Source organism: Streptomyces sp. NBC_00016, from assembly GCF_045040885.1.
Classification (GTDB): domain Bacteria; phylum Actinomycetota; class Actinomycetes; order Streptomycetales; family Streptomycetaceae; genus Streptomyces; species Streptomyces coriariae.
In genome coordinates this window covers 9014380-9029290 of the sequence record NZ_CP108304.1, presented here as the reverse complement: position 1 = coordinate 9029290, position 14911 = coordinate 9014380, and the positions used below count along the sequence as shown (strand labels likewise).

Genomic DNA, 14911 nt, shown 5'->3' with positions numbered 1-14911 from the left:
CCACGTGCCGGAGCACGAAACGGCCGCAGAGCACACCACGCCGGCGAGCGACGTCGGGAAGTTCCTGCACCGCCGCCGAGAGCAGATCGCCCAGCGCTGGGCCGACGAACCCCTGTTCCGCACGGTGTTCACCGTCTCGCGGGACGAGGCGGTGGAGGCGGGCCGGGTCGTCGTCGACGCGCTCGCCCAGGTCGCCGAGACCGGCCGGGTGGCCGACACGGACGCGGCCGGATTCACCGCGGTCCGCGAGCAGCTGGCCAGGATGGTGGCCTCCCGCGCCCGCTTCGGGCTCACCTCCGGCCAGGTGTCCACCGAGGTGGACGGCCTTCGCCCGCCCGCGGTGAACCTGCTGGTGGCCGATCTGCCCGAGGCGACGCCCGAGCACCTCAGGGAGTGCACGACCCTGCTGACCGTGCTCATGGGCACCCTGCGGCTGGTGGTCCTGGAGACCTCGCTGAGCGAGGGCCAGGCCCTCATCGACCGGCAGCACCTGGAGCTGCTCGAGGCCGCCACCCCCGTCATCCGGCTGTGGGACGGCATCGTCGCCGTACCGCTCATCGGAACGCTCGACAGCGCCCGCAGCCAGGTCGTGATGGAGACCCTGCTTGAGTCGGTCGTCGACCAGCAGGCCCGCTTCGCGATCCTGGACATCACCGGGGTGCCGATGGTCGATTCGTTGGTGGCGCAGCACCTGATGAAGACCGTCGCGGCCGTCCGGCTGATGGGCGCGGAGTGCGTCGTCTCCGGGATCCGGCCCGCCATCGCGCAGACCATCGTGCACCTCGGCCTGGACCTGGGCACGGTGGTGACCAGGTCGAGCCTCGCCGACGCCCTGGGGTACGCCCTGAACCGGCTGGGTGCCGACATCGTGCTCGCGACGCCCGGCGGTGCGGGTCCCCGGTGAACCACGACCTCTCCCTCTCGGGCACGGCCCACGTGCCGGTGCTCCGGCTCGGCGACGTCCTGCTGATCACCCTCCAGGGCGACCTGCACGACGGTACGGCGGAGCAGCTCCAGCAGGACATCGCCGAGCAGATCGTCCGCAACCGGGTGACCGGCGTGGTCATCGACATCTCCGGGGTGGAGATCGTCGACTCGTTCCTGGGGCGTGTCCTGGCGGAGATCGCGGCGAGCTCGCGGCTGCTGGCCGCGCGGACCGTGGTGGCCGGCATGCGCCCCGCGGTGGCTATCACGCTGGTGGAGCTGGGGCTCTCGCTTCCCGGCCTGCGGACCGCGCTCAACACCGAGGCGGCCCTCGAACTGCTCGCCATGACGGCTCAGGGCGGCCCGCGTCGGGAGCCTCGGTGAGCGGGACGGTCGCGGGCGTCGAAGCCCGCCTGCCGATCCGCTCGGACCTGGACCTGGTGTGGGTGCGGCAGCACGTGCGCCAGGCCGCCGCGGCGCTCGGCTTCGGCCTGGTCGACCAGACCAAGCTGGTCACCGCGGCCAGCGAACTGGCCCGCAACACCCTGGTGTACGGCGGTGGCGGTGAGATGGCCGCGGAGCACGTGTGCGACGGGCGGACCCAGGGGGTGCGGCTGACGTTCAGGGACCAGGGGCCGGGTATCGCCGACCCCGAGCGGGCACTGAGCGACGGCTACACCTCCGGCGGCGGGCTGGGTCTCGGCCTGGGCGGGGCGCGTCGTCTGGTGCACGAGTTCTCCCTCGACAGCACGCCCGGGGTCGGCACCACGGTCACGGTGACCTCCTGGGCGGCCCGCCCGCCGCGGCAGCGTGAGGAGCCACGATGACGCACGTGTGGGACGTCCCGGTGCACGACTCGACGCGGGTGCGCGACGCCCGGGTGGCCGCGGAGGGCGCGGCGGCGCTGGCGGGCCTGGACCGGTCGCGCACCGCCGACGCCGCCCTCGTGGCGACCGAGCTGGCGACGAACCTGCTCAAGCACGCGCGCGGCGGACAGCTCCTCGTGGAGGCGGTCACCCCGCCGGGCGGACGGCCGGGGAGCCTCGTCGTGCAGGTCGCCGCCGTCGACCACGGGCCGGGCATGGCCGACGTCTCCACCGCCCTGGGCGACGGGTTCTCCACAGCGGGCTCGCTGGGGGCCGGCCTGGGCACCTGCCGGCGCCTCGCCGACGACTTCGACCTGCACAGCGTCCCGGGCCGCGGGACGGTCGCGCTGGCCCGGATCGGCGGCCCGGCCCGTACCCGCGGCCGCCGTGAGCCGGCTCCCGGGCAGGCCGGGGCCGGCGCGCCGGACGACACCTCCGGCGCGTCCGCCCCGTTCTCCGCGCGGGTCGGTGGCGTCAACATCCCCTTCCGGGGCGCCGCGTGTTCCGGGGACGCCTGGACCTGCGTCCGTGACGGCGACCGGCTGACCCTGATGCTGGCCGACGGGCTGGGCCACGGCCCCGAGGCGGCCCGTGCCTCGACCACGGCGGTCCACGAGGTACAGCGTTCGCCCCACCTGCCGCCGGCCGAACTGCTGCGCCTGCTCGACACCGCGCTGCGCGGTACGAGGGGCGCCGCGGTCGCGGTGGCCCAGCTCGATCTGCGGTCCGGACGGCTGCTGTTCGCCGGTGTCGGCAATGTGGGGGCGCGGCTGCGCGAGGGCGGTTCCTGGCGCCATCTGCTGTCCCGGCCCGGGATAGTCGGCGCGCATCGGCCCACCAGCCTGCCCGAGACCGAGGCGGTCTGGGCCCCGGACCGTCTGCTCGTCCTGCACAGCGACGGGCTGCCCAGCCGCTGGGCGCCGCCCGTCGACCCCCGCCTGCTGTCCTGCGACCCCGCCGTCACCGCAGCCGTGACGGTCCGCGACGCCGGCAGTTCCGCCCGCCCGGTACGTGACGACACCGCCGTGGCCGTCCTGTCCCCGACGCCGCCGGATGGTCCATGAATCTCACCTGGCCGATCGGCACCGTCAGCGACGCGGCCCGCGCGCGGATCACCACCGCGCGGGTGGCCGCCGCGCACGGTGTACCGCCCCTCGAACGCACCCGGATGGCCGCCGCCCTCGGTGCGCGGCTGCGCCAGTGTCTGTCCAAGGGCGGCAGCTGGCGGTTCGTCCTGACTGTGGCGAGGGGTTCGCTGCGGGTCGAGGTCTCCCCCTCCCCCGCCGACGGCGAGCGGCCGTGGTGCGTCACGGCCTCCTGCCCGGAGCCAGCCGCGGGCCCTGTCTGCGACGCCGCGGCGGGTGACGCGACCGCTCTCGGGGAGGCCCTGCTCGGCGCCGACGAGGACACCGCCCTGGTGCTGGAGCGGCTGGCCGAGCAGGAGGAGCTCGTCGCCTTCCACCGGGAGGAGCTGCACCAGACCAACCAGGGTGTGCTGGCGCTGCACGCCGAGCTGGACGCCGCCGGACGGGCGCAGCGCGAGGCCTTCGCGGCGGAGCGCGCGGCGCGCCGGGAGGCGGAGGACGCCCGGCGCAGGCTGACGTTCCTCGCCGACGCCAGCGCGACGCTGACGGCCTCCCTCAACCACGAGGAGATCGCCCGTCTGCTGCCCGAGCTGCTGGTGCCGCGGTACGCCCGCACGGCCGACGTCTGGCTCTTCGACGCCGAGGACGAGCGGGTGTCGTCCGTTCCGCGTGCGGCGGCGGCCGTGATCGCGGCCCGCACCGGACGGCCGCAGTACGCGGCCGCGCACCCCGGGGGTCTGCCCGGGGTGGACGACCAGCCGCCGTCGGCGCTGCATCCCGGCCGGTCCCTGCTGTGCGTGCCGCTGCCGACCCGCAGCGCGCCGCTGGGCGTCGTGACGCTGACCGCGCCCGGCGAGCGCTGGAACCCGGACGACGCCGTCATGCTCGTGGAACTCACCCGGCGGGCCGGCGGCGCGCTCGACAACGCCCGCCGTTTCGAGCACAACCGGGACATCGCGGAGACCCTCCAGCGCGCCCTGCTGACCGACCTGCCGGCCACCCCCGGCCTGCGGCTCGCGGCCCGCTATCTGCCGGCGACCTACGGGCTGAACGTCGGCGGCGACTGGTACGACGCCTTCCGGCAGCCCGACGGCAGCCTGACCACCGTCATCGGCGACGTGACGGGCCACGGGCTGCACGCGGCGGTGATGATGAGCCAGCTACGGACCGCGCTGCGCGCCTACGCCGTGGACGGCGGCAGCCCGGGCGAGCTGCTGACCCGGCTGCACATGTTCCTGCACCATCTCCAGCCCGACCTGTACGCGACGGCCGTGATCGCCCGCTTCCAGCCCGGTGAGCCGGTGCTGACGTGGGCGGCGGCGGGTCATCCGCCGCCCGTGCTGCGCGGCCCGGACGGGCGGGTGCGCACCCTGGACGCCAAGCCGGGGGCGATGCTCGGCATTCCGCTGCACCAGGAAATCGCCGACCACACGGTGCCGTTGGAGCCGGGGTCCACGCTGGCGCTCTACACCGACGGCCTGGTCGAGCGCCGGGCCCAGGGCATAGACCCGGGCATCGAGCGGCTGGCGGCGGCGCTCGGCTCGCTGCGCGCCGAGGAGCTGGACGCGGACCTGGACGGTTCGGCGGAGCGCATCCTGGACCCGATGCTGAGCGACTCCGAGCGGGACGACGACGTCTGCCTGCTGCTGTGTCACGTGGGCGCATCCGCGGGCGGCCCGCCCGGCAGCCGCCCGCGGCCCGGGGCCTGAGGAGCGGTCAGCCGTCCGCCGGGTTCTCGGATCCCCGGCTCGACGTGTGCGCCTGGTGGAAACCGGAGAGGCCGTGTTCCAGTGCGGTGCGCTGGGCCGGGGTCATCGCCTCGAACACGGAGGCCAGGCGCCGTACGCGGCGCTCGGCGACGTCGGTGAGCAGGCGTTGTCCGTAGGCGGTCACCACGAGCTGTACCTCGCGCCGGTCACTGGGCTGCACGGTCCGCTCCAGCAGCCCGGCGGCCTCGAGCCGGTCGCAGAGGCGGCTCGCGGTGGGCAGACCGACGCCCAGGTGCTCGGCCAGGGCCGTCATGTTGAGTTCCGGACGGCTTTTCACCGTCCGCAGCGCCAGCAACTGCCGAGCGGGCAGCCGGGGTCTGGTCTCCTCCGCGGCCATGAGCCAGCAGGCCACCAGGCTCTCCACCGCTTCGGCGAGTTGCCCGGCCTGTGTCCGACGACTGTCCCATCGGCCGTCGGAGCCGTCCGCGCACCACACCGCCACTATCCTCCGGCCTCCGCGATTGTCATGTACGACGGCCTACCCGAAGCCAACGGGCGTACACAGGCCCTGAGGGGGGTACGTCGGTGACCTCAGGAGAAACGTTCGTCTGCATGCCTCGCCCGGCTGGCGGAACCAGTCCGGGCGCGGTGGGATCGATGAGGTGCGAGACGCCCGCGGGCGGGGCACGCGCATGACGTCGGGGCAGACCGCCTGGAGCCGCAGAAAGGGATGGACATCGTGACACGACCCAGGATCCTGGTGGTGGGCGCGGGCTTCGCGGGAGTGGGGTGCGTTCGACGTCTGGAACGCGCGCTCTCCGCCGCGGAGGCCGACGTCACTCTGGTGACGCCGTTCGCCTACCAGCTCTATCTGCCGCTGCTGCCACAGGTCGCCTCAGGGGTGCTGACGCCCCAGTCGATCGCCGTTTCGCTGCGCCGCAGCAAGAAGTACCGCACCCGGATCATCCCGGGCGGCGCCATCGGCGTGGACCTCAAGTCGAAGGTCTGCGTCATCCGGACGATCACCGACGAGATCGTCAACGAGCCCTACGACTACATCGTGCTCGCTCCCGGCAGCGTGACCCGCACCTTCGACATCCCGGGGCTGACCGAGCACGCCTTCGGGATGAAGACCCTCGCCGAGGCCGCGTACATCCGCGACCACGTCATCAGCCAGCTCGACCTCGCCGACGCCAGCCACGACCCCGCCGAGCGCACCTCGCGGCTCCAGTTCGTGGTCGTCGGCGGCGGCTATGCCGGCACCGAGACCGCCGCCTGTCTCCAGCTCCTCACCCACAACGCGGTCAAGCGCTATCCGAACCTGGACCCGAGCCTGATCAAGTGGCATCTGATCGACATCGCGCCGAAGCTGATGCCGGAGCTCGGCGACAAGCTCGGGCGCAGCGCGCAGGAGGTGCTGCGCAAGCGGGGCATCGACATCTCGCTGGGCGTGTCGATCGCCAAGGCGGGCCCGGAGGAGGTCACCTTCACCGACGGGCGGGTGATCCCGACCCGGACCCTGATCTGGACGGCGGGCGTCGTCGCGAGCCCGCTCATCGCGACCCTCGGCGCGGAGACGGTCCGCGGGCGGCTCGCCGTCGCCGCGGAGATGAACCTGCCCGGCAACGACGGGGTGTTCGCGCTCGGGGACGCCGCCGCCGTACCCGATGAGGCCAAGGGCGAGCAGGGCGCGATCTGCCCGCCGACGGCGCAGCACGCGATGCGGCAGGGCAAGGTCGTCGCCGACAACGTCATCGCGACGCTGCGGGGCCGGGCGATGCGGCCGTACGTGCACAAGGACCTCGGTCTGGTCGTCGACCTCGGCGGTACCGACGCCGTCTCCAAGCCGCTCGGCATCGAGCTGCGGGGGCTGCCCGCGCAGGCGGTGGCCCGCGGCTACCACTGGGGGGCGCTGCGCACGGGGGTGGCCAAGGCGCGGGTGCTGACGAACTGGACGCTCAACGCGATCGCGGGTGACGACTTCGTGCGCACCGGCTTCCAGGCGCGCCGGGCGGCGAAGCTGAAGGACTTCGAGTACACGGACAGCTATCTGACGCCCGAGCAGGTGCGGGCGCAGATCGAGGGGCCCGGGTCGGAGACCGCCTGAGGTCGGACGGTGGGAGAGAGTACGGCGGCGTGAGAGCGGCGGCACGGTCGTCGGGTGCACGGTGGCGGGATCGGATCGCGGCATCCGACCCCGGGCTGCTGCGTCTGGCGGCCGGGCTGCGCACGGTCGGTGCGATCTCCCTCACGCTGGCCGTGCTCTCGCTGCTGGGCGCGGACGTCTCGCATCTGGTGGCGGGGGCCATCGCCGCGATGGTCGCCACGTTCGCGATCCGGGAGAAGCAGCGCGACCGGCAGGCCGTCACGCTGGCGCTGGGTCTGCCGGTGGCGTTCGCGTCGATGTCGCTGGCGGCGCTGCTCAGCTCCCGGACGGTGGCCGGTGACCTCTTCTTCGTGGCCCTGATCTTCTGCGCCGTCTACGGCCGCCGGTTCGGTGACCGGGGCACGGCGCTCGGTCTCGTCGGCTTCCAGGTCTACTTCCTGTCCCTGTTCGTCGGGGTCACCACATCGAGCCTGCCGGGGTTCTACGCGGTGCTGGCCGTCGCCTTCGGGTGCAGTGCGCTGGCGCGCTTCGTGCTGGTGCCGCAGACGCCGAGCGGTATCCTCCAGCGGCTGCGCGGGGCCTTCCGGGCGCGGCTCGCGCAGTTGCTGGACGCCCAGCTCGATCTGCTGGACGCCGGTCCGGACGACGTGGAGAAGGCACTGGCCCATGTGCGCGAGGGCACCGCCCGGCTGCACGAGACGGCGATGCTGATCCAGGGCCGGCTGGACGAGGGCACTCCGGACCAGGCGACGGCCCGGCTGGTGCAGCGCAGGATCGCCGACGCCGAGATCGCCGCCGAGCGGCTCGGCCTGCTGCTGCTGACCGCCCGCAGCGCCGAACGGGCCGACACCCTGACCCTGCACCTGCCGGGCGCGCCGCTGCCTGAGGGCGGCCATCTCCCCGTCCGGGACGAGGCCCTCGCCGCCCTGCGCCGGGATCTGGGGGCCCTGCGGCAGCTGGTGCGGATCTCCGTCGCGGAGGGCGCGGCCACGGCTCACGTCCGCAACCGGCTGCTCGGCTACCGGGACGAGGAGAACCTGCCGAAGGCGTCGCCCGCCGTCCAGGACGTCTTCCGGGGCGTCGGTGAGGCGGCGCGCGCCGTGCTGGGGCTGCGGATCGCGCTCGACGGGCCGCAGGACGAGTCCGAGGACAGTCCCGAGACGGCGCGCTCCCGCGAGGAACTGGACGCGGAGGACGCCGCGATCGGTGCGGGCGAGGAGGACGAGGACTCCGACACGGCCGGGAAGGAGACGGGGCTGCGGCGGCCGACCACCCGGGCCGCCGTGCAGGTCGCCGTCGGGTCGTCGCTGGCCATCGTCGGCGGCGAGCTGCTCTCCTCGCACCGCTGGTACTGGGCGGTGCTGACCTGCTGGATCGTGTTCATCAACACCGCCTCCACCGGGGAGATCCTGGTCAAGGGCTACCGGCGGCTGCTGGGCACCGTGCTCGGGGTGGTCGCCGGCATCCTGCTGGCGGGGGTGGTCGGCCACCACACGTGGACGGCGTTCGCGGTGGTGCTGCTGTGCGTGTTCGCGATGTTCTACACGGCGCCGCTGTCGTACACGCTGATGTCGTTCTTCGTGACGGCCGCGCTGGGGGTGCTGTACACGCTGCTGCACACCTACAGCATGTCGGTGCTGATCCTGCGGGTGGAGGAGACGGCGCTGGGGGCGGCCTGCGGAATCGTCGCGGCGGCGCTGGTGCTGCCGGTGCACACCGACCGGCGGACGAACGAGCTGCTGACGACCGTGCTGGACCGGCTGACCGATGTCACCGAGGCGGCGGTGGAGCAGCTGAGCGGCGGTCCCCCGGCCGAGCTGCTGGACCGGGCCCGTGATCTGGACCAGGCACTGGCCGATCTGCGGGCGGCCACGCAGCCCCTGACCCACCCGGTCACGCCGTTGCGGACCCGGCGGGACACGGCCCAGTACGTCGTCGCGCTGCTGGAGACCTGTGCGTACCACGCGCGGACCCTGGCGGCCATGGCCGAGCTGCTGCCGACGCAGCGATCGATCGTGGCGGACCCGGGGTTGCGCCGCGCCGGGCGGCGCATCCTGCACAACATCGGGGCGATCTCCGCGCGCGTGGCGGGCGAGCGGAGCGCCGCCGAGGTGCTGACCGGGCCGAGCATCGCCTCGCTGCTGATGCCGGGCGGGCCGGGAACGCCGCGCTACGGCCGGGTGACCGACCGTGTCCTGCGCCATCTTCAGCGCCTGGACGAAGCGGTGGTCGGCCTGGCCCGGCCGCTCGGCGTGCCGGTGACTCCGCCGAAGTGACGGCGGGTCCTTCCACGGTCAGAAGTCCGTGGACATGTCGCTCGCCGCCGCGATACCGCGCAGCTCCTCGGTGTCCTGGTGGCGCTGTCGGATGCAGCCGGCGATCTCGGCGAGGCGGGTGGGGTCGGACGCGGTGCCCGCGTCGGTGACCACCCGGACCGGGCCGGTGCCGTCGACGTCTATCTCCACCAGCTGGTTGTCCAGCCGGCCGGTCACCGCGGTGGCGATGACCAGGGCGGCTTCGTCACGGATCTCCTGGGGCAGTTGCTGGGTGTCCTCCGGATCGAGGGCGAAGTCGAGACTCTCGGGTCGTTGTTCCTCGAGTGCGCGCAGCGCGGGTGCGACGACCTTCAGCAGCAGCTGATAGTCCTCGCTGTCCATGCGGACGCGCAGAAGGTCGAGGTACATGTCCACGGGCCGTCCGTCGCGCGGGAACTCTGATTCGTTCATCTGGTCCGTGTTCCCACACAGCCGGACGTCAGACCTTGCGCCAGCGGGCCATGGCGAACGAGAACAGTCCGAAGAGCACGAGTCCGGCGGCGACGCAGGCCAGGAGGCCCGGCCCCGCGGGCGTGCCGGCGAAAGAACGCAGTGTGTCGTCGATCCCCTTGGCCTCGTCCGGCTGGTACTCGACGGCGGCCCGTACCGCGAAGACTCCCGCGGCGGCGAACACCACGCCACGGGCGGCACCGCCGCCCACCCCGGTGATGTCGACCAGCCGCCGCATGCGCGGGGACATCTCCCCCAGCCGCAGGTGCTTGCGGTAGGACCGCATGACGGCGCGAGCGCCGATCCACACGCCCGCGACGATGATCCCCGCTCCTCCCGCGCCGACTATCCACTGGCCCGCGGGCAGTTCCAGGGCCCGGGCGGTGACGTCCCGGGACTGCTCGTCGCCGGAACCGCCGCCGCTGCCCGATCCGGCGGCGAAGGCCAGCACGGAGTAGGCGACGAAGGAGTAGAAGCCGCACCGGACGAGGGCGAGCAGGCGCTTCTTGGCGCTGCGCCCGTCGGCGCCGGCTCCGCCGAAGACGGTCTCCGACAGCCGCCAGAGCGCCATGCCGACGAGTCCGATGCCCAGCGCCCACAGCAGTACGGCGCCGAACGGCTTCTGCGAGATCTCCTCCAGAGCTCCCTGGCGGTCCGCCTGCTGGCTGCCGTCGCCGAAGGCGATCTGCAGGGCCAGCAGTCCGACCAGCAGATAGATGACGCCCCGCGCGGCGAGCCCCGCCTTGGCGGCGCCCTTCGTCACCGAGCCCCGTGCGGCTCGCTCCGCCCCGACCCTGCCGTTGCGTGCCAGAGCACTCGTGTTCATGTTCGCCCTCCCCGATGACTCCCCGATTTCCTGCGGGATCCGCATGCCCCGGCTCTCGCGGTACACACGTCAGGCGCTCCTGGAGCGTGTCCCGGCCCGAAAGAGCAACGGGGTGGACGCGGGATCCGGCGCGTCCACCCCGCCCGTCAGGCGTACACGTGGGGATCTCTGTCGGTCGGCGGGCGTATCGCGGCGTCGGAGGCCGACGCCGCCTCGAGCCATTGACGTGCCGTCTCCAGGGCGTGCCTGACGTCGCGCGTGCCGGTGGACACGCACAGCGTGTAGGCGAGATCACGCGCCTGTGCCTGTGCCTGCGGCTGGTCCTCGGTGGATCCGGATCGTGTCAGCGCCTCGTACTCGTCGACGAGTCTGCGCAGGACAGCGGGATGCGGCATGAGCATCGGTCTGCTTCTCCTCCGTTCGGATGGGGTGAATGTCGTGCCGTCAGCGCAGAGCTTCCTGGCGCACCCGCTCGCAGCTGCGGCTGATGAGCCGGGACACGTGCATCTGGGAGATGCCCAGCTGGTCGGCGATCCTGCTCTGCGTCATGTCTTCGAAGAACCGCATGTAGAGGATGGCGCGCTCGCGTTCCGGCAGTCGGCGCAGGCCTTCCTTGGCGGACTCGCGGTCGACCACGACGTCGAAGGAGGCGTCGGAGTCGCCCAGGGTGTCGGCGAGGCTGTAGCCGTCGTCACCGGCCGAGGTCTCGGCGTCCAGCGAAAGGGTGCTGAAGCTCTCCAGGGCCTCCAGGCCGGCGTTCACCTCGTCCTCGGTGAGCCCGGTGTGGGTGGCGATGTCGGCCACCGAGGGCTCGGCCGCGCCGGGGTTCTGGATGAGTTCGCGGCGGGCGACGCGCACCTTGTTGCGCAGTTCCTGTACCCGGCGGGGCACGCGCAGCGCCCACATCCGGTCCCGGAAGTGGCGCTTGATCTCCCCGGTGATGGTGGGCACCGCATAGCTCTCGAAGGCGCCGCGCTCGGGGTCGAAACGGTCGACGGCCTTGACCAGTCCCAGCGCCGCGACCTGCCGCAGGTCCTCGATCGCCTCACCGCGGTCGCGGAAACGGCCGGCGATGCGGTGGGCCATGGGCAGCCAGGCGGTGACGAGCTCGTCGCGTACGGCGTCCCGCTCGGGGCCCTCCTCCAGGGTGACCAGCCGGGCGAACCGGCTCATGGTGTCGGGCGCGTCGGCATGGGTGCGCCGTAGCTGCGCGGTGGTGGGGGCGGAAGCGGAAGGACGGCTTGTCGACATGTCGATAGGCATGCGGTATCGCTCTCCTGAACGGTGGTTTCAGGGACTGGCGACGAGAACTCCTGCCGTCCGGAACGCGTGCGACGCCCCGGAGCGACAACTCGCTCCCGTCGGCGCGCCTCCGGTCCGAAGCACGAACCTCCGTCTGCCCTACCCCTGGAGGAACAAACTCCGCCTGCGCGAAAGGCGTTCACAGGTTCGCGGGCCACGGCCCGGACCGGTCGGCGCCGGGGTCAGAACACGGGGACGACGGCGGTGATGCGCTTACCGCCGGAGGGCAGACACGCCACCTTGACGTTGCGGGCCAGCCGGCAGACGATCGGCCAGCCGCGACCGCCGGTGCGCAGCCGGCCCTGTTCGTCGAGCGGGTCGGTGGTGACCGGCAGCCGGTCGCTGCGGTCGCTGACGGAGACACACACGGCCGGACCGTCCATGTCGACGTCGAATCCGGTGATGCCGCCGCCGTGCAGGATGGCGTTGCTCGTCAGCTCCGAGGCGACGAGCAGGGCGTCCGAGAGCCCGTCCTCGTCGTACGGGCAGCCGATGGTCCCGCAGCGCCCGGTCACCGCCTGTCGTACGGCACTGCGGACGTCGGCCGGCCGGCACTGCTCGTGCCCTCCGCGACCGAAGGCGCCGTCCTGCGCGTCCTCACGGTCGGTCGAGTCGTTCGTACGCATCCCTTCGCTCCCCTGACTGGTCCCGGCTGGTCGGACGGCCGCACCTCCGCGGCGGGTTCGGCGTCTGCCCCGCACCCGGCGCTCTCTTCCACCGGACGGTGCGGTCGTCTCCTTAGCGGCTGGCCGCCCCCGCGGCGGCCAAACCTCCCGGACGGGGAGCATTCGTCCCGACGATCCGGGTAGGCGGAAGAGATGACCGATGTGGTGGACTCGGACGAACTGCTGCGGCGCATCCAGCGGGCGAGGGCCTGCGCCCACGAGGAGCTGCTGGCCTGGCGGGCCCGGAGCGCGGACCTCGCCCGGACCGACGCGGAACGCGCGGACGAAGCAACCGACGCCCGGACCCGGGGTCTCGCCTACGAAGCGGTGCTCAAGGTGCTGGACGAGATCGTGACGCCGGGCCGGAGCGCCGAGCCGCGCTGACCGGGGCCGTCGGGGCCGATTGTGCCCGCCCGACGCGGGCACCCGGAACCCATGGCAGCCGATCACACGCGAGCGCCCGTTCTGGAAGCCCTGGTCGACTACCGCCGTCAAGGCCGGTTGTCGTTCACCCCGCCGGGGCACAAGCAGGCCCGCGGCGCCGATCCCGAGGTACGGGCGGTGCTGGGGGACGCGGTCTTCCTCGGTGATGTGCCGGCGTCGGGCGGACTCGACGACCGGCTCACCCGGGGGCGGGTGCTGGAGCGCGCCGAGGAGCTGATGGCGGACGCCGTCCACGCCGAGCACACCTTCTTCTCGACCTGCGGGAGTTCGCTGTCCGTCAAGGCCGCCATGCTGTCGGTGGCCGGGCCGCACGAGAAGCTGCTGATCGGGCGGGACACTCACAAGTCGGTGGTGTCGGGGCTGATCCTGTCCGGGATCGAGCCCGTGTGGGTCGAGCCGCGCTGGGACGCCGAGCGGCGCCTGGCCCATCCGCCGTCGGCCGAGGAGTTCGAGAGGGCCTTCGAGATCCACCCCGACGCGAAGGGCGCCCTGGTCACCAGCCCCACTCCGTACGGCGCCTGCGCGGATCTGCGGGCGATCGCCGACGTCTGCCATCGACGGTCGGTTCCCCTCGTCGTGGACGAGGCCTGGGGAGCGCATCTGCCCTTCCATCCGGACCTGCCGTCCTGGGCGATGGACGCGGGCGCCGACATCTGCGTGACCAGCATCCACAAGATGGGCAGCGGCCTGGAGCAGGGTTCGGTGTTCCACCTCCAGGGCGGACTCGTCACCCCGGAACTGCTGAACATGCGCGCGGACCTGCTGGGCACGACGAGCCCCTCGGTGCTGCTGTACGCCGGACTCGACGGCTGGCGCCGGCAGATGGCGCTGCACGGTGAGCGGTTGATCGGCGCGGCTCTCGGACTCGCCCGGGAGGTGCGGTCCGCGATCGAGGAGATCGACGGGATGCACGTCGAGGGCCGGGATGACCTCTGCGGCCCGGGGCTCGCCGACGACTTCGATCCGCTGCCCGTGGTGATCGATGTCCAGGGGCTCGGGATCACCGGGTTCCAGGCCGCGGATTGGCTGCGCGAGCACCAGCTCATGGACATGCACCTGTCCGACCACCGGCGGATCGGCGCGCAGCTGACCCACGCCGACGACCGCGGGACGACCGGTGAACTCCTCGCCGCCCTCAAGGATCTTGCCCATGCCGCGCCCGACCTGGGCCCGGCCCCGCGGGTCGAGGTGCCGGGCCCCACCGAACTGCGCATGGCGCAGGGGATGCCGCCCCGGGACGCGTTCTTCGGACCCGCCGAGAACGTGGCACTGAGCGAGGCCGCCGGGCGGATCGCCGCCGAGATGATCACGCCGTATCCGCCGGGGATCCCGGCCGTCCTGCCCGGTGAGCGACTCACCGAGCCCGTGCTGCGCTATCTGAGCACCGGCCTGGCGGCGGGCATGAACCTCCCCGATCCGACCGATCCGGAACTGCGGACGATCAGGGTCGTCGCCCAGGACACCGCACATCGCGTGAAACCGGTCACGTGACCGGGTTTCGAGTACGCAGAATCTCCGCGAATGGTTTACGGTTCATTCACACCTGGTGAGCGGGGTCGTAGCCACTCCTCCTCCGTGCACCACCCCTTTGCTGCCCTGGCTGGCCTCCCCCGTCCAGCCAGGGCTTTTCCATGTCCTCGTGGCCCGCGCGGCGAAAGTGCGGGCCGCCGAGGTGCCCGGGGCGTCGGCAGCGGCTGAAATGGGAAGGGGAAGCACCCCTACCGATCGTCGGCGAGGAGCTCCGGGCCATGACCAAAGCGACGAAACTGCTGACCGCGCTTCCCCCGCCCCAGCGTCAGCATCTGATGACACTGGCCCGTGAGGTGTCCTTCGCGGAGGACACCCGGATCTTCGACGCGGGCGGCACCGCCGACCGCTTCTGGGTCATCCGCTCCGGCGCGGTCTCGCTCGTCCAGCAGGTGACCTCCCTGCGGCGGGTCACCGTCGCGAGCCTCGGCGCCGGCGACCTGCTGGGCTGGTCGTGGCTGTTCCCGCCGTACCGGTGGGACTTCGGCGCGGAGGCCTTCAGCCCCGTACGGGCCTACGAGTTCGAGGCGCCGCCGGTGCTCGCCCTGTGCGACGAGGATCCGGCGCTCGGGATGTCGCTGATACGGATCGTGGCCGAGATCCTCGCGCACCGGCTGGAGACGACCCGGGGCAAGCTGATGGAGCACTACGCAACGCACCGGCACGGGGACCTGTAGACCCCGCGCGCGGC

16 protein-coding genes are annotated in these 14911 nt (G+C 72.7%); 10 read left to right on the top strand and 6 right to left on the bottom strand.

Annotated elements, in window-relative coordinates; all coding sequences use genetic code 11:
- Nucleotides 1–4 precede the first annotated feature (4 nt).
- Genes OG933_RS40180 through OG933_RS40160 form a run of 5 tightly spaced genes read left to right on the top strand, consistent with a single transcriptional unit; the run spans nt 5 to nt 4584 of the window.
- Nucleotides 5–904 carry an STAS domain-containing protein gene (locus OG933_RS40180; RefSeq protein WP_362531105.1) on the top strand — a complete coding sequence of 300 codons (900 nt, stop codon included), beginning with the start codon at nt 5–7 and terminating at the stop codon, nt 902–904.
- The gene (locus OG933_RS40175; RefSeq protein ID WP_362531102.1) at nt 901–1308 is read left to right on the top strand and encodes an STAS domain-containing protein; all 408 of its coding nucleotides are present in this window, start codon (nt 901–903) and stop codon (nt 1306–1308) included. Before OG933_RS40180 ends, OG933_RS40175 begins: the two co-directional genes overlap by 4 nt.
- The gene (locus OG933_RS40170) at nt 1305–1751 is read left to right on the top strand and encodes an anti-sigma regulatory factor (protein ID WP_362531099.1); all 447 of its coding nucleotides are present in this window, start codon (nt 1305–1307) and stop codon (nt 1749–1751) included. The genes OG933_RS40175 and OG933_RS40170 overlap by 4 nt, the downstream gene beginning before the upstream one ends.
- Nucleotides 1748–2854 (top strand): SpoIIE family protein phosphatase, encoded by a 1107-nt coding sequence (locus OG933_RS40165; protein WP_405632017.1) that lies wholly within the window; start codon nt 1748–1750, stop codon nt 2852–2854. Before OG933_RS40170 ends, OG933_RS40165 begins: the two co-directional genes overlap by 4 nt.
- Nucleotides 2851–4584 carry a PP2C family protein-serine/threonine phosphatase gene (locus OG933_RS40160; RefSeq protein WP_405632014.1) on the top strand — a complete coding sequence of 578 codons (1734 nt, stop codon included), beginning with the start codon at nt 2851–2853 and terminating at the stop codon, nt 4582–4584. Before OG933_RS40165 ends, OG933_RS40160 begins: the two co-directional genes overlap by 4 nt.
- A 7-nt stretch (nt 4585–4591) precedes the next feature.
- On the opposite strand, the gene OG933_RS40155 is transcribed toward OG933_RS40160, so the two are convergent.
- Entirely contained in the window at nt 4592–5086 is a 495-nt protein-coding gene (locus tag OG933_RS40155) for a MarR family winged helix-turn-helix transcriptional regulator (RefSeq protein WP_405632011.1), read from the bottom strand.
- 228 nt (nt 5087–5314) lie between these two features.
- Between OG933_RS40155 and OG933_RS40150 the strand changes: the two genes are divergently transcribed.
- Together OG933_RS40150 and OG933_RS40145 are read left to right on the top strand one after the other, a co-directional pair.
- Nucleotides 5315–6691 carry an NAD(P)/FAD-dependent oxidoreductase gene (locus tag OG933_RS40150; protein ID WP_054240935.1) on the top strand — a complete coding sequence of 459 codons (1377 nt, stop codon included), beginning with the start codon at nt 5315–5317 and terminating at the stop codon, nt 6689–6691.
- A gap of 29 nt (nt 6692–6720) precedes the next feature.
- Complete coding sequence (locus tag OG933_RS40145) at nt 6721–8967, top strand: FUSC family protein (protein WP_405632009.1); 2247 nt, start codon at nt 6721–6723, stop codon at nt 8965–8967.
- A gap of 18 nt (nt 8968–8985) precedes the next feature.
- Here the strand turns inward: OG933_RS40145 and OG933_RS40140 are convergent, their stop codons facing one another.
- The 5 genes from OG933_RS40140 to OG933_RS40120 form a co-directional block, all read right to left on the bottom strand.
- Entirely contained in the window at nt 8986–9417 is a 432-nt protein-coding gene (locus OG933_RS40140; protein ID WP_020126252.1) for a hypothetical protein, read from the bottom strand.
- A 28-nt stretch (nt 9418–9445) separates the two neighbouring features.
- Complete coding sequence (locus tag OG933_RS40135) at nt 9446–10282, bottom strand: DUF1206 domain-containing protein (protein ID WP_362531087.1); 837 nt, start codon at nt 10280–10282, stop codon at nt 9446–9448.
- 146 nt (nt 10283–10428) lie between these two features.
- Nucleotides 10429–10683 carry a DUF5133 domain-containing protein gene (locus OG933_RS40130; RefSeq protein ID WP_405632006.1) on the bottom strand — a complete coding sequence of 85 codons (255 nt, stop codon included), beginning with the start codon at nt 10681–10683 and terminating at the stop codon, nt 10429–10431.
- A 43-nt stretch (nt 10684–10726) separates the two neighbouring features.
- The gene (locus tag OG933_RS40125; RefSeq protein ID WP_054240930.1) at nt 10727–11545 is read right to left on the bottom strand and encodes a SigB/SigF/SigG family RNA polymerase sigma factor; all 819 of its coding nucleotides are present in this window, start codon (nt 11543–11545) and stop codon (nt 10727–10729) included.
- A 221-nt stretch (nt 11546–11766) separates the two neighbouring features.
- Nucleotides 11767–12210: an ATP-binding protein gene (locus OG933_RS40120; protein WP_362531080.1), complete on the bottom strand. Its 444-nt coding sequence runs from the start codon at nt 12208–12210 to the stop codon at nt 11767–11769.
- 192 nt (nt 12211–12402) lie between these two features.
- On the opposite strand from OG933_RS40120, the gene OG933_RS40115 reads away from it, so the two are divergent.
- The 3 genes from OG933_RS40115 (at nt 12403) to OG933_RS40105 (ending at nt 14897) form a co-directional block, all read left to right on the top strand.
- Nucleotides 12403–12633 carry a hypothetical protein gene (locus OG933_RS40115; RefSeq protein ID WP_362531078.1) on the top strand — a complete coding sequence of 77 codons (231 nt, stop codon included), beginning with the start codon at nt 12403–12405 and terminating at the stop codon, nt 12631–12633.
- A 51-nt stretch (nt 12634–12684) separates the two neighbouring features.
- The gene (locus OG933_RS40110) at nt 12685–14184 is read left to right on the top strand and encodes an aminotransferase class I/II-fold pyridoxal phosphate-dependent enzyme (protein WP_405632002.1); all 1500 of its coding nucleotides are present in this window, start codon (nt 12685–12687) and stop codon (nt 14182–14184) included.
- A 257-nt stretch (nt 14185–14441) separates the two neighbouring features.
- Nucleotides 14442–14897 carry a cyclic nucleotide-binding domain-containing protein gene (locus OG933_RS40105; RefSeq protein ID WP_362531073.1) on the top strand — a complete coding sequence of 152 codons (456 nt, stop codon included), beginning with the start codon at nt 14442–14444 and terminating at the stop codon, nt 14895–14897.
- Nucleotides 14898–14911 lie beyond the last annotated feature (14 nt).

Coding starts and splice junctions, on each gene's coding strand:
- OG933_RS40160 (WP_405632014.1), top strand. CDS start 2,851: ATGAATCTCACCTGGCCGATCGGCACCGTCAGCGACGCGGCCCGCGCG.
- OG933_RS40165 (WP_405632017.1), top strand. CDS start 1,748: ATGACGCACGTGTGGGACGTCCCGGTGCACGACTCGACGCGGGTGCGC.
- OG933_RS40140 (WP_020126252.1), bottom strand. CDS start 9,417: ATGAACGAATCAGAGTTCCCGCGCGACGGACGGCCCGTGGACATGTAC.
- OG933_RS40130 (WP_405632006.1), bottom strand. CDS start 10,683: ATGCTCATGCCGCATCCCGCTGTCCTGCGCAGACTCGTCGACGAGTAC.
- OG933_RS40105 (WP_362531073.1), top strand. CDS start 14,442: ATGACCAAAGCGACGAAACTGCTGACCGCGCTTCCCCCGCCCCAGCGT.
- OG933_RS40110 (WP_405632002.1), top strand. CDS start 12,685: ATGGCAGCCGATCACACGCGAGCGCCCGTTCTGGAAGCCCTGGTCGAC.
- OG933_RS40115 (WP_362531078.1), top strand. CDS start 12,403: ATGACCGATGTGGTGGACTCGGACGAACTGCTGCGGCGCATCCAGCGG.
- OG933_RS40150 (WP_054240935.1), top strand. CDS start 5,315: ATGGACATCGTGACACGACCCAGGATCCTGGTGGTGGGCGCGGGCTTC.
- OG933_RS40125 (WP_054240930.1), bottom strand. CDS start 11,545: ATGCCTATCGACATGTCGACAAGCCGTCCTTCCGCTTCCGCCCCCACC.
- OG933_RS40135 (WP_362531087.1), bottom strand. CDS start 10,282: ATGAACACGAGTGCTCTGGCACGCAACGGCAGGGTCGGGGCGGAGCGA.
- OG933_RS40120 (WP_362531080.1), bottom strand. CDS start 12,210: ATGCGTACGAACGACTCGACCGACCGTGAGGACGCGCAGGACGGCGCC.